The organism is Sphingopyxis sp. YR583 (assembly GCF_900108295.1).
In the GTDB taxonomy this organism is placed as follows: Bacteria; Pseudomonadota; Alphaproteobacteria; order Sphingomonadales; family Sphingomonadaceae; genus Sphingopyxis.
The window spans coordinates 2,275,524-2,288,340 of the sequence record NZ_FNWK01000001.1; the positions used below are offsets into that span (position 1 = coordinate 2,275,524).

Sequence of the window (12,817 nt, forward strand, 5' to 3'; positions counted from 1 at the left end):
TTGCTGTCGATTCGCGCCTCCGTGATTGGAAGCCCCCGGATGGATATTAGGGTCAGTCGAGCCGGGGTAAATAGAAATCGCCGCGGGTAAAGCCTTTGAATATATCGCCTTCGCGCTTTACGAGCAGCACGCTCTCACCGGTCTGGAAAACCTGATCGGCGCTGTCGGGTTCGACCATGATCTGATGCGGCTGACCATGCGGATCGGTCACACGCGCGCGTGCGGGGTTGCCGACGCGGGCGGTTCCGATGCTGATCTCTGCATAGAGGCCGACCAGTTCGTCGCGTTCGATCGCGGTGGTTTCGAGCCCGGGCACGATGCGCGCGACGATGCGTGCCGCGCCGCCCGCCACTGGAAGCGCGGCGAGCGCGGTCAGCGGAACCATCAGCAGGTTCGTGCCGGGCCCGCCGGTCAGCGCCGTCATCAACTGCTGGAGTCCGAGTCCGAGTGCGCCGAACAGCGCAAGGAAGATCACCAGCCACATCAGGAACGGCACGCGGCCGATGCCGGCCCAGGCGAGCAGCGTATCGGCAAAACCGATATCGCCGTCGGTATCGCTGTGCATATCGGCATCGATATCGCCCGCGAGCCCGATCGCCTGCACGACGCCGATCAGCAGCATGAGCAGCAACGCCGAGCTGAAGACGATATTTTCGGGAGCGAGAAACTGGTCGAGCATCAGGCTGCGTCTTCGCCCTCAAGTCCCTGATATTTGAGCTGAAGATAGCGTTCGCGCGTTGCCAGCTTGTCGAGCTCGCCCGCAGCGAGGCTGCGCGCGGCGTTGCCGATCTCGCTTTCGAGCATCTTCAATCCGCCGACCAGCGTTTCGTCGGGGGTGCGCCCGGCGTGCGCCTCGGTGCGCAGGCCCGCGGGGATGCGCTGATAGCCCGCGACCAGCTCGGGCAGATCCTCGCCGACGAGTTTGCGGATATTTGCGGCGGCTGGACTCGCGGCATCGAGCGTCTGGAGCTGCGGCGCGAGCAGGTCGAGCTGGACGCCGATGCCGTCGACGAGCTGGCGCGCGGGGGCGGGGAGGGCGGGACGCTGCGCCTCGAGCCAGATTTCGGTACGGCCCGCGAGCTGTTTCAAATCGGTTTTGGGCAGGTCGGCCTGACGCGGTTCGGGAAAGGGTGAGCGGCCGAACAGCACCGCAACCCCGATCACGAGGATGAATAGCGCGAGCAGGCCGGTGAAGCCGAGCGGCTGGATCAGGGCGCCGAACACTGCTGCGCCGATCAGTACGATGCCGCCTGCGATCAGCACGCGGCCCAGCTTTTTATAAAGATGCTGGCGGCGCAGCGCGACGCTCTTGGTGCCGATCGGCCGCCGCCGTTCGCGCGACCGTTCGATCGCCGATGCCGCCGACAGCCGGACCTTGTCGACTTCGCTCATGCTCATCTTCGCCTTAGCCTTCGAGCGCCGCGAGCGGACTGTCGGCGCCGCCGACGCTCGCCTGTGCCTGACTGGCACCCTCGGCGCGCGCGATATAACCCTTCGACTTCGCGACCTCGCCCTCAAGCGTGTTGACCGTCGTCTTCATGCTGTCGAGCGCCTTGAGCTTGAAGGTGTCTATCGCGTCCATCGTGTCATAGATATTCTGGAAGGCGCGCTGGAGCGTTTCCATCGGGATCGTGCTCGACGCCGCCTGTTCGTGGATGCGCGCGGTGTTGTCCTTCAGCATCTTCGACGTGCCGTCGATGATGTTCGCGGTCGTCGTGTTGAGCGCGGTGATCTGTTCGAGCACCAGCTTCTGGTTCGTCATCGCCTGCGCGACGGTGATCGCGGTCTTGAGCGCACCGACGGTCGTCGTGCTTGCGCGATCGACGCCCTTCACCAGCTCGACATTATTCTTTTTGACGAGGTCGAGCGCGAGATAGCCCTGCACCGTCACAGCCATTTGCGTGAGCAGATCCTGCGTCCGCTGGCGCGCGTAGAAGAGCGCATTCTCGCGCAGCACCTTCGCCTTGGCGGGGTCGACGCCGTCGAGTTCGTTCGCCTTGGCTTCGAGTTTTTCGTCGAGCGTCTGGGCGATGTGGACCATCTGCTCCAGCTTGCCCATCGATTCCCACATCTTGCGGCGCTCGACGTCGATCGCCGCATTGTCCATCAACAGCTCGTCCTTGCCATTGGCAAGGGCGGTCAGGATGCCGCCGATATGCGTCTGGGCGCTGCGGTATTGCGCGAAATAATTGTTGATCTTTCCGCCGAAGATCTTGTCGAGGAAACCGCGCTTCGAGATGAGCTTGCCGTTCGCCGACGGGTCGAGCCGTTCGACGGTGGTGCGCAGTTCGATCAGATTCTGGCCGATGTCGGTGTCGCGGTCCATCGCGCGGATCGGCCGGTCGAGGAAGCGGTTCGAATGGCTCGCCGCCTCCAGCATTTCCTTGCGGCCCATATTGGTGATCTGGTCGACTTTTTGTCCAAAGGCAGGCGAATTGACGTCCTGCGCGACAAGATCTTCGATGAAGCCGTCGACGCGTTCGCCGAGTTTTGATTTCTGGTCCGTCGATAGCGGGACGAGGCCTGCCGCCTTTTCGGGGGAAACCGACGGTACGGGGTCGGGCGGGGTCAGCTTCAGCTCGTCGGTCGCGGTTGCCGTCGCAGTCACTTCGCTCATTCGTCTTCCTTCCAGCCACCCAAGTCAGCCAATGGGCCCGCAAGCCAATATGGCATGCGGTCCTGTGTTATTCAAGCACTACACCATTTTCCGCCTTCAGCGCCGGAGCGATCCAGGCGGACAGGATCAGTTGCGCCATATGATAGACGAGGATCGGAACGAGCACCATGCCGGCGATGGCGGGCGGGAAAAGCGTCGCGGCGAGCGGGGCGCCGACCGCGATGCTCTTCTGTGCGCCTGAAAATAGAAGCGTGATGCGGTCGGGCCGCGCGAGCTTCAGCAGCCCGCCGACCGCCCAGGCGCCCCCGAAGGAGAGCGCGAGCAGTGCCGCGACGGCCACGAACACGATCGCGATCTCGCGCCCGTCGAGCAGGTTCCATATCCCCGCGACAACCGCGGCCGAGAAGGCGACATAGACCGCGAGCGCAATTGCCGTGCGATCCATGAACGTCGTAAGCCCGCGGTGCGCCAGCACCCACGGCCGCAGCCAGCGCTGGACTAGTTGTCCCGCGATGAAGGGTACAAGCAGGATCGAGACGATGCGGAGCACCGCTTCGCCATGAATCTCGCCTTCGGCGCCCGCGAGCAGTGCGAACAGGATGGGCGACAGTGCGACCCCACTGAGGTTGAGCAACGCCGCCGCGACGACACTGGCCGCGACATTGCCGCCCGCAAGGCTGCTCGCTGCCGTCGCCGACTGGACGGTCGAGGGCAGGATGCCGAGGAAGATGAAGCCGAGCGCGAGCGTTGCGGGGAGCAGGGGCGCGGTCGCAGCCTGCGCCGCAAGGCCGAGCAGCGCCATGAAGCCGAAGCAGAAGGCGAGCGCGCTGCCCTGCAGCTTCCAGTTGCGGATACCGTGAAGCACCTCGTCGCGCGGCAGGCGCACGCCGTTGAGGAAGAAGAGGAAAACGATTGCCGCGGTCGACAGTCCTGCCGCAATCGGCACCGCGGCGCCGCGTACCGGAAGCAGGCTGGCGAGCAGGATCGTCGCGAACAGCACGGGGACGAAACGGTCGGGGAAGATGCGGGAGAACATTGATACGAGCGATGACGGCGCGGCGCGCGCTTGGCAAGGCCGCGCGAGACGATAGAGAGGCGCCATGGCCCATATAATGATCCTCGCCGCGCTGCCCGAAGAGGCGGATGCGCTGTTCCCAGGCACCGGCGAGCGCGTCGGCGGACTGTTCGCCGAACGGCGGTTGGCGGTCGCCGGGCACAGTCTCGCTATCGCGACCTGCGGGCTCGGCAAGGTCAACGCTGCGTTGTGTGCAGGAACGCTGGCAGGCGACGCCGATATTGTGCTGATGACGGGAACGTGCGGCTCGCTGGGCGCGGTGCCGGGCGCTTATTGGCTCGCCGAAGCGTTGCAGCATGATTATGGCGCCAATCAGCCGGGCCTCTTTCACCGTTACCGGGCGGGGGAATGGCCGATCGGGGCAGCAGGAGAGGCGCATTTTTCGGCGATGACTGATCCCGGGCTTGGCCTACCGCACGCGCGGATCGCGAGCGGTGACAGCTTCGTTGCCTGTCCCGATGCAGCTGCCGATCTCGCCAGTCTCGGCGCGACTTTGGTCGATATGGAGGTCGGTGCGGTTGCGCAGGTCGCAGCGCGGCTCGGCAAGCCTTGGGCCGCGATCAAGGCCGTGACCGACGAGGCGAACAACGACAGCGCCGGCGACTTTCACGCCAATCTCGTCCGCGCGGCGAACGTCGCGGCGCGTGAGGTTGAACGGCTGGTCGAGATGATCTGACCCGTTCCGTGCGCACGGCGCTTGTGATAGGCTGGCGCGGCAACGACCGAGGGAGAGACTCGCGATGCGGTACCGGTCTTCATTCGCCATGCTCGCCGCCTGTGCGGCTTTTGTTGCGCCGATTGCTCTCGCGGCGGGTGGCGGCGGCGGCGGAACCAGCGCGCCGCCAAGCCAGAGCAGCTATGACCCGACGATTGATTATCAGAAGGGCGCCGACGCGTACGCTTCAGGCAAATATGACGAAGCGGCAAAAGCTTTCAAAAAGGTCGTATCGGCGGTGCCGAAGAATCCCCAGGCCAATTATCTGCTTGGCGCGAGCTACATGGCACAGGGCGACTTTTCGCGCGCGGTGAAGCCGCTCGAAACCGCGCTGCGCTATGACGAAAAGATGGTTGATGCGCGGCGCGACCTCGGCATCGCACAGGCAAAGCTGGGCAAGGCCGAAAAGGCCGACGAGCAGCTCGGCGCGCTGAAGGCAATGCAGGAAGGCTGCGCGGGGACGTGCGCCGATTCGGCGAAGCTCACCGACGCGATCGCGAAACTGGAGGCCGCCGTGGCCGCGGGGCCGCAGGCGCAAAGTGCAGTCGAGCCCGAGGTGCGGCTGGTATCGGCCGAAACGCTCGATGCGACTTATGTTGCGGCGGTGAGCCTGATCAACGAGCATCGTTATGAAGCGGCGATTGCCAAGCTCGACGCGGCGCTGTGGGCGGCGGGCCCGCACCCCGATGTGCTGACCTATCTGGGTTTCGCGAACCGCAAGCTCAAGCGTTACGATGCGGCAGAGACCTATTATCGCGAGGCGCTCGCCATCGCCCCGTCGCATCGCGGCGCGCTCGAATATTATGGCGAGTTGAAGCTCGAACGGGGCGATGTCGCGGGGGCGAAGCTGCATCTCGCCAAGCTTGAAGATATCTGCGGGTTCGGCTGCCACGAGGTCGACGAGCTCAAGCGCTGGATCGCGGAGGGGCGGTCATCCGTCAGCTGATCGCGCTCGCCGCGCTGGTCCTTTGCCTCGGTGCGACGCGCGCCGATCCGCCGCCGGCGTTCGAGCAATTGCGCTGGACCGAACCCGGCGCGGAATATGCGCTGTTGTCGAAACAGCCATCGGCCTGTCTTGCGGGCGAAGGGCCGCACGTTCGCAGCGGCCGTGCGCTGTTCGGCGCGCCGACGCTGCTCGGTGGGCAGGCCGCGAAGGCGGGGCTGAGCTGTGCGAGCTGCCACATCAACGGCCGCGGCAATCCCCACTTCCTGCTTTTCGGCGTGTCGGCCGCCCCCGGGACCGCCGACGTCACGAACAGCTTCTTCAGCGCGGCGCGGGGTAATGGTCGCTTCGATCCGGTCGCAATCCCCGATCTCGCGATGCCCGGCAAGGTGTCGCGCGATGCGAAGGCTGGCGCGCTCGAACCCTTCATCCGCAATCTGATCGTCGAGGAATTCGGCGGTGAGGAGCCAACCCCGGCCATGCTCGGCGCCCTAGCGGCCTATGTTCGTGCGATCGGACAATGTAGCCCCGACACGCTGATGGGGCGGGGCGTGGGCGACCAGTTGCGCGCCATCGACGACGGAATGACAAGTGCGGTCCTGATGTTCGAACGCGGCGACCATGCGGGCGTCCTCCTGTCGATCGCTGCGATGCGGCACCAGCTGGGCCTGATCGCCGAGCGATATCCGGGGAACCGTCGCGAACTGCTGTCGGCCTCACGCGCGTTGCAGGCGCTGGGCGACGGCAACCGAGGCTTGCCCGCGCTGCAGCGCTGGAAGCATGGCTTCGACAGGGGACTGGCGCAGAAGCTGCGCCGCGGCGAGGGCCGGTCGCTGTATGATGCAGCGCAACTTCGCAACGCGCTGGCGCGGGAATGAAACACTGGCTGGTGGTCGGTTTGGTAGCGCTCGTGCTGACCTTCCTGCTGGCGACGCCGATCCGCCATAGTTTCCGTATGGCCGACGGCGATCTGTTCGCTGGTTGGCGGGCAGGCAAGGCGAAGCACGATGTGAACGCGATCGAGGCTTATCTTGCCCGCGAAGGCGTTGGCGAGGTGCTGCCGCTCGGCGATATATTGCGGAGCGATGCGCGCTGGCGCCGTTGCCCGAACGCGCAGCCTTTTGCGGTTCCGCCGCGGTCGACCTGGCCCGCGATGGTGCCGACGCTGCGTTATATCCGCGATGAAGTGGTTCCGGCGGTCGGTCCGGTGCGCGTGGTCTCGGGCTATCGAGATCCGGTTGCAAATCGCTGTTTCAAGGGTGCGAAGGCGAGCCGTCACCTGCATTTTGCCGCGCTCGACCTGGTGCCGCAGCGGCCTTTGACGCGAGAGGATCTGATCTCGGCGCTTTGCCCGCTTCATGCACGGAACGGCGCGCGTTTCGCCGTCGGGCTCGGTATCTATAAGATCACGCGCTTCCACATCGATACGGCGGGATATCGCCGCTGGGGCGCCGACTATCGGGGTTCGACCTCGCCCTGCGCCTGACGCTTCGCGCTATCGGCAATCATGTTGCGCCGCAGCACCACTTCTGTTAGGGGCGCGGCGTTTCGCGGCGCTCTGCGCGCTGCCCCCTTCCATCAAGGCTCTTTCCGCATGTCTTTGCGCAATATTGCGATTATCGCACACGTCGACCATGGCAAGACGACCCTCGTCGACCAGCTGTTCCGCCAGTCGGGCACCTTCCGCGACAACCAGCGCGTTGAAGAGCGCGCCATGGATTCCAATGACTTGGAAAAGGAACGCGGGATCACCATCCTTGCGAAGTGCACCTCGGTCGAATGGGGCGAAGGCGCCGACCAGACGCGCATCAACATCGTCGACACCCCCGGCCACGCCGATTTCGGCGGCGAGGTCGAGCGCATCCTCAGCATGGTCGACGGCGTCATCCTGCTCGTCGACGCGGCCGAAGGCCCGATGCCGCAGACCAAGTTCGTCACCGGCAAGGCGCTGGCGCTCGGCCTGAAGCCGATCGTCGTCGTCAACAAGATCGACCGCAGCGACGCGCGCGCCGCCGAAGTGCTCGACGAAGTGTTCGAACTCTTCCTCGCGCTCGAAGCCAATGACGAACAGCTCGACTTCCCGATCCTCTACGCCTCGGGCCGCGGCGGCTATGCCTCGGAAAGCCCCGAAGCGCGCGAAGGCACACTCGAGCCGCTGTTCAAGACGATCGTCAGCCATGTGCCCGAGCCGGGCCTGCCCGTTGACGCGCCCTTCACCTTCCTCGCGACGCTGCTCGACCGCGATAACTTCATTGGCCGCATCCTGACCGGCCGCGTCCAGTCGGGCACGGTCAAGGTCAACCAGCCGATCCACGCGCTCGACATGGACGGCAAGGTGATCGAAGTCGGCCGCGCGTCGAAGCTGCTGGCGTTCCGCGGGCTCGACCGCGTTCCCGTCGAGGAAGCGAAAGCGGGCGACATCGTCGCGATCGCGGGCCTGACCCAGGCGACCGTCGCGAACACGATCGCCGACACCGGCGTGAGCGAACCGATCGCCGCGCAGCCGATCGACCCGCCGACGCTGTCGATGCGCTTTGCCGTGAACGACAGCCCGATGGCGGGCCGCGAAGGCAGCAAGGTCACGAGCCGCATGATCCGCGACCGCCTGCTCCGCGAAGCCGAAACCAACGTTGCTATCCGCATCACCGAAAGCGCCGACAAGGACAGCTTCGACGTCGCGGGCCGCGGCGAGCTTCAGCTCGGCGTGCTCATCGAAACGATGCGCCGCGAAGGCTTCGAGCTCGGCATCAGCCGCCCGAAAGTGCTGTTCGGCGAAGACGAAGCCGGCAAGCGCACCGAGCCTTATGAAACCGTCGTCATCGACGTCGACGACGAACATAGCGGCACGGTCGTCGAGAAGATGCAGATCCGCAAGGCCGACCTCACCGACATGCGTCCGTCGGGCGGTGGCAAGACGCGCATCACCTTCTCGGGCCCGTCGCGCGGCCTGATCGGCTATCATGGCGAATTCCTGTCCGACACGCGCGGCACCGGGATCATGAACCGCCTGTTCGAAAAGTACGGCCCGCACAAGGGCCCGATCGAAGGCCGCAAGAATGGCGTCCTCATCTCGAACGGCAATGGCGAAGCGGTTGCCTACGCCCTTGGCCCGCTCGAAGAGCGCGGCATCCTGTTCGTCTCGCCCGGCGAAGCGCTCTATGAGGGCATGATCATCGGCGAGAATGCGAAGCCCGACGACCTCGAGGTCAACCCGATGAAGTCGAAGCAGCTCACGAACTTCCGTTCGACGGGCAAGGACGACGCGATCCGTCTGACCCCGCCGAAGCGCATGACGCTGGAGCAGGCGATCGCCTATATCGACGACGACGAGATGGTCGAAGTGACCCCGAAGAATATCCGCATCCGCAAGGCGCTGCTCGATCCGCACGAGCGCAAGAAAGCGTCGCGCAAGAAGGAAGCGGCCTAAAGATCAGGGGGACGGTCTGCGATGACCGTCCCCTTTTCTTTTCGAACAGCGTTCCCCCCGGCGGGCTTGCGCATTACAGGCGTCCGATGCTTCGCCTGACCGAACTCACATTGTCGCTGCACCATGCGGACGAGGAATTGCCCGCCGCGATCTGCAAGCGGCTGCGGATCAGCCCGCGCGAGCTGATCCGCTACGTCGTCGCGCGCCGCGCGAAAGATGCGCGCGACAAGACGAACATCAAGCTGATCTATTCGGTCGACGTCAATTTGAAGGACGAGGGCGCGGTGCTCGCGCGCTTCCGCAAGGACCGCAACGTCCAGCAGACGCCGAACACCGCGTATAAATTCATCACGCAGGCGCCGAAGGGGATCAAGCGGCCGGTCGTCGTCGGCGCGGGGCCGTGCGGGCTGTTCGTCGGGCTGATCCTCGCCCAGATGGGGTTCCGCCCGATCATCCTCGACCGCGGCAAGGTCGTGCGCGAACGCACCAAGGACACATGGGATTTGTGGCGGCGCAGCGTGCTCCACCCCGAATCGAACGTCCAGTTCGGCGAGGGCGGCGCGGGCACCTTCTCCGACGGCAAACTCTACAGCCGGATCAAGGACCCGCGGCACCTCGACCGCAAGGTGCTGACCGAGTTCGTCAAGGCGGGCGCGCCGCCCGAAATATTGACCGAGGCGCACCCGCATATCGGCACCTTCCGGCTGGTGACGATGGTCGAAAGCCTGCGCGAGACGATCGAGGGGCTGGGCGGCGAATATCGCTGGCAGCACAAGGTCGACGGGCTCGATATCGCCGGTGACGGCGCCGGTGCGCGCCGCGTCCAGGGGCTGCACCTGAGCAATGGCGAGTATCTGGAGGCCGACCGCGTCGTGCTCGCGGTCGGGCATAGCGCGCGCGACACTTTCGCGATGCTCCACGCGGCCGGAGTCCATGTCGAGGCGAAGCCCTTTTCGATCGGCGTCCGCATCGAGCATCCGCAATCGTGGATCGATACCTCGCGCTTTGGCGCCGATGCGGGCAACCCGATCCTCGGCGCCGCCGAATATCATATCTCGCACCACTGCAAGAATGGCCGCACCGTCTACAGCTTCTGCATGTGCCCCGGCGGCACCGTCGTCGCCGCGACGTCCGAGGAGGGGCGCGTCGCGACCAACGGCATGAGCCAATATTCGCGCAACGAACGCAACGCCAATTCGGGCTTCGTCGTCGCGATCGACCCCGCGCGCGACTATCCCGGCGACCCGCTCGCCGGCATCGCGTTCCAGCGGCACTGGGAATCGCTCGCCTTCGTCGCGGGCGGATCGAACTATAAGGCGCCCGCGCAGCGCGTCGGCGACTTCCTGAAGGGGCGTCCGTCGACCGCGCTCGGCAGCGTCGTCCCCTCCTATCGCCCCGGAGTCACGCCGACCGACCTTGCAGGGTGCCTGCCCGATTTCGCGGTCGAGGCGATGCGCGAGGCGATCCCGGTGTTCGGGCGCCAGATCGCGGGGTACGACCATCCCGACGTCGTGATGACGGGGGTCGAGACGCGCACCTCGTCGCCGGTGCGCTTTACCCGCGGCGAGGATTTTCAGAGCCTGAACACCGCCGGGCTGTTCCCCGCGGGCGAGGGTGCGGGCTATGCTGGCGGCATCTTGTCGGCGGCGGTCGACGGCATCAAGGTCGCCGAGGCGGTCGCCCGAAGTCTGATGCGAGCCTGATGCCATGACGACGATCCTGTTCAACAAGCCGTGGGGCGTGCTGTCGCAATTCACCGACAAGAGCATGACCGCAAGCGCGGATGGCCCGCGCGCGACGCTGTCCGACTATATCGACGTCCCCGGCGTCTATCCGGCGGGGCGGCTCGATCGGGATAGCGAGGGCCTGCTGATCCTGACCGACGACGGCGCGCTGCAGGCGCGGATTTCGTCGCCGAAGCACAAGACCCCCAAAACCTATCTGGCGCAGGTCGAGGGCGAGCCCGACGAAGCCGCGCTGGAGGCGCTGCGCCGCGGCGTCACGCTGAACGACGGCCCGACGCGCCCCGCGACCGTGTGCCTAATCGACCCCCCGACGCTGTGGGACCGCGAGCCGCCGGTGCGATACCGCAAGAGCGTGCCCGATAGATGGATCGAACTGACGATCACCGAAGGCCGCAACCGCCAGGTCCGCCGCATGACCGCCGCGGTCGGCTATCCGACGCTGCGGCTGGTCCGCTGGCGGATCGGGGGGTGGGAGATTGGGGAACTGGGGTTGGGGGAATGGCGAGAGGTTGGGTGAGGGCTGCGAACCTATATACCGGCCAACCTAGTTACAGAGTAGCCAGGCAACGGCCCCGCCAATGCGTAAATTGACGGGGCCCGGAGCTTTATTATTCCGCCGCTGCGATTACCTCTCGGCGGCTCGGCAGTTTGAGCGACCAACGGATCATATCGGCCAGAATCGGGAAGATGTCGTTGTGCTTTGCGCCGAAGCGCATGTATTCGCCCTGCATCGACCCAATATCGCGATTGCCTCCGGTTTCTTCTGGCAGATAAGCCGCAAGGCCGGTCAAATCGGCATCGAGGCGTTCGCCATCCGTAAGGCCGTAATAATTCCACATCGGATTGCTATGTGAAAAGTCGATTTCAGGAATCCCGGCCAGCAATTTCTGATAGAGTTCATCTGCATTGTCGGGTTTGCGATTGCTGAAGTTCAAATCGTAGGCGAGCTTCGCCAGCGCCTTCAAAACAACCGGTTGAGCAGCGACGGTTTTTTCCTTCGCGCGATTAGACGCGAAGTTAGGAATTTCGACGATCCGGCTCCACAATTCCATGATCGGAGCTTCGCGCGGTTCAACAACAGCTGGCGTCGCACCTGCGATGTTGCCCTTATTCAAAAAGGCGATCGCGTTCACGCCGACGAGGTCTTTCAGCACCAGCGCGCCCGTGTCGTCCGCCCAATCTTTTGCCTCAGCTTCGGTGACAGCAATACCAAGATCAGCAGCTAGATTGCGTTTGATGAAGTGCGTAATCGGATTCGATCCGTCAAACTGGAATGCCAACGATGCATCGACCTTCTTTCCCAGCCGATTGAGATCGTGGAAAAGCTGCCTTTCCTGCTCGATGTTCAGGCCAAGGTGAACTTCCACGGTAAGCGTGGCGTACGCACGTGCTGCCTCGTAGGCCTCATTCCAGACGAGCATCTCCTCTTCCGTGACCACGCGGCCCTTCTCGGCAAAAAGAACGGCGCCCTTGCCAGGGTACTTTCCGATCTGACGAACCTGGTCGAGAAACGTCATGGTCATGTCAGCGGCGTGGCGGCGATGCTGGCCATCAACAACCCAGAGGATGTGACGCTCGGAAATAAATACTCGAAACGCTGCCGTCTCTCCACTTGTGGTTTCCAGCCGGAAGCCCCGGATTCCGCCGGTTCCATTGCCGCCGGGGGGAATGTCCCGGATATTGCAGACGAGCGGCTGGAGCGAAAAATAGGGCTGTTCGCCAAGTTGGCGCAGCACCGTATTAAAGGCTTCCGGAACCGGCTTTCCTGCTGCTTCGCGACGCAGTCTTGCGGCTGAAACCAGGCCCTTCGTCATGTAGATCGCGAGCTTTTTGGCATGGTTCTCGTCAAGCTGACGCTGCGCAACGGGTCCGGCTTCGCGGTTGTTCGCGACGTCCGAAATGTCTGCAAATTTGCGGAACGGAACCGACATGGTGAAAACGCGATGGCCAAGATTATGTCCAATGAAAACATTGAACGGCGTCTCGTTGATGTCGCCGGAATCCGACAGGGCATCAAGGGTGTCTAGGCTTTGGAGGCCACGAATGGGGGTAGGAAGATCGTCAACTTTGGGGTACACAATAATTCTCCTTCATAGCTCACCTGTCGGGCGGATCATTTTGCGGTGGTCGCCCCAGGTGTGAGGGATAAATACCCCAGGGACATTATTTGTCAACGAAACATTTGCCAAATATCATCCCTGGGGTAAAGATTCGGGAAAATTGTCTGAATTTCTGCGTTTTGTGGCGTGCTGGGCTGATGACCAACAAGAACAAACCATAAACAAAACCCTTTCC

At 64.1% G+C, this 12,817-nt stretch carries 12 protein-coding genes; 7 read left to right on the forward strand and 5 right to left on the reverse strand.

All coding sequences use genetic code 11. The features are described from left to right. Positions 1 to 52 precede the first annotated feature (52 nt). From BLW56_RS10435 to BLW56_RS10450, 4 genes are all read right to left on the reverse strand, one after another. On the reverse strand, positions 53 to 679 hold the full coding sequence (locus BLW56_RS10435; protein ID WP_093510428.1) for a YqiJ family protein: 627 nt from the start codon (positions 677 to 679) through the stop codon (positions 53 to 55). Next, positions 679 to 1,392, reverse strand: a complete 714-nt coding sequence (locus tag BLW56_RS10440; RefSeq protein ID WP_256203380.1) for a hypothetical protein — start codon at positions 1,390 to 1,392, stop codon at positions 679 to 681. Before BLW56_RS10440 ends, BLW56_RS10435 begins: the two co-directional genes overlap by 1 nt. Before the next feature lie 13 nt (positions 1,393 to 1,405). Continuing rightward, positions 1,406 to 2,617: a toxic anion resistance protein gene (locus BLW56_RS10445; protein WP_093510430.1), complete on the reverse strand. Its 1,212-nt coding sequence runs from the start codon at positions 2,615 to 2,617 to the stop codon at positions 1,406 to 1,408. A gap of 67 nt (positions 2,618 to 2,684) precedes the next feature. Further along, positions 2,685 to 3,653, reverse strand: a complete 969-nt coding sequence (locus BLW56_RS10450; protein ID WP_093510431.1) for a bile acid:sodium symporter family protein — start codon at positions 3,651 to 3,653, stop codon at positions 2,685 to 2,687. A gap of 64 nt (positions 3,654 to 3,717) precedes the next feature. Here BLW56_RS10450 and BLW56_RS10455 point away from each other — a divergent pair, with 64 nt between their 5' ends. From BLW56_RS10455 to BLW56_RS10485, 7 genes are all read left to right on the forward strand, one after another. After that, positions 3,718 to 4,368 carry a 5'-methylthioadenosine/S-adenosylhomocysteine nucleosidase family protein gene (locus tag BLW56_RS10455; protein ID WP_093510432.1) on the forward strand — a complete coding sequence of 217 codons (651 nt, stop codon included), beginning with the start codon at positions 3,718 to 3,720 and terminating at the stop codon, positions 4,366 to 4,368. Positions 4,369 to 4,432: 64 nt separating this feature from the next. After that, a complete protein-coding gene (locus BLW56_RS10460; RefSeq protein ID WP_093510433.1) occupies positions 4,433 to 5,353 on the forward strand; it encodes a tetratricopeptide repeat protein in 921 nt (306 codons plus the stop codon). A 68-nt stretch (positions 5,354 to 5,421) separates the two neighbouring features. Beyond that, positions 5,422 to 6,228, forward strand: coding sequence for a hypothetical protein (locus tag BLW56_RS10465; protein ID WP_093510434.1), 807 nt, complete (start codon positions 5,422 to 5,424; stop codon positions 6,226 to 6,228). Continuing rightward, positions 6,225 to 6,836, forward strand: coding sequence for a D-Ala-D-Ala carboxypeptidase family metallohydrolase (locus tag BLW56_RS10470; protein WP_093510435.1), 612 nt, complete (start codon positions 6,225 to 6,227; stop codon positions 6,834 to 6,836). Before BLW56_RS10465 ends, BLW56_RS10470 begins: the two co-directional genes overlap by 4 nt. Before the next feature lie 108 nt (positions 6,837 to 6,944). Then, positions 6,945 to 8,777, forward strand: coding sequence for a translational GTPase TypA (gene typA, locus BLW56_RS10475; protein ID WP_093510436.1), 1,833 nt, complete (start codon positions 6,945 to 6,947; stop codon positions 8,775 to 8,777). Positions 8,778 to 8,863: 86 nt separating this feature from the next. Next, on the forward strand, positions 8,864 to 10,480 hold the full coding sequence (locus BLW56_RS10480) for an NAD(P)/FAD-dependent oxidoreductase (protein WP_093510437.1): 1,617 nt from the start codon (positions 8,864 to 8,866) through the stop codon (positions 10,478 to 10,480). Between the two features lie 4 nt (positions 10,481 to 10,484). Continuing rightward, entirely contained in the window at positions 10,485 to 11,039 is a 555-nt protein-coding gene (locus BLW56_RS10485) for a pseudouridine synthase (protein WP_093510438.1), read from the forward strand. 91 nt (positions 11,040 to 11,130) lie between these two features. Here the strand turns inward: BLW56_RS10485 and BLW56_RS10490 are convergent, their stop codons facing one another. After that, on the reverse strand, positions 11,131 to 12,600 hold the full coding sequence (locus BLW56_RS10490; protein WP_093510439.1) for a DNA sulfur modification protein DndB: 1,470 nt from the start codon (positions 12,598 to 12,600) through the stop codon (positions 11,131 to 11,133). Positions 12,601 to 12,817 lie beyond the last annotated feature (217 nt).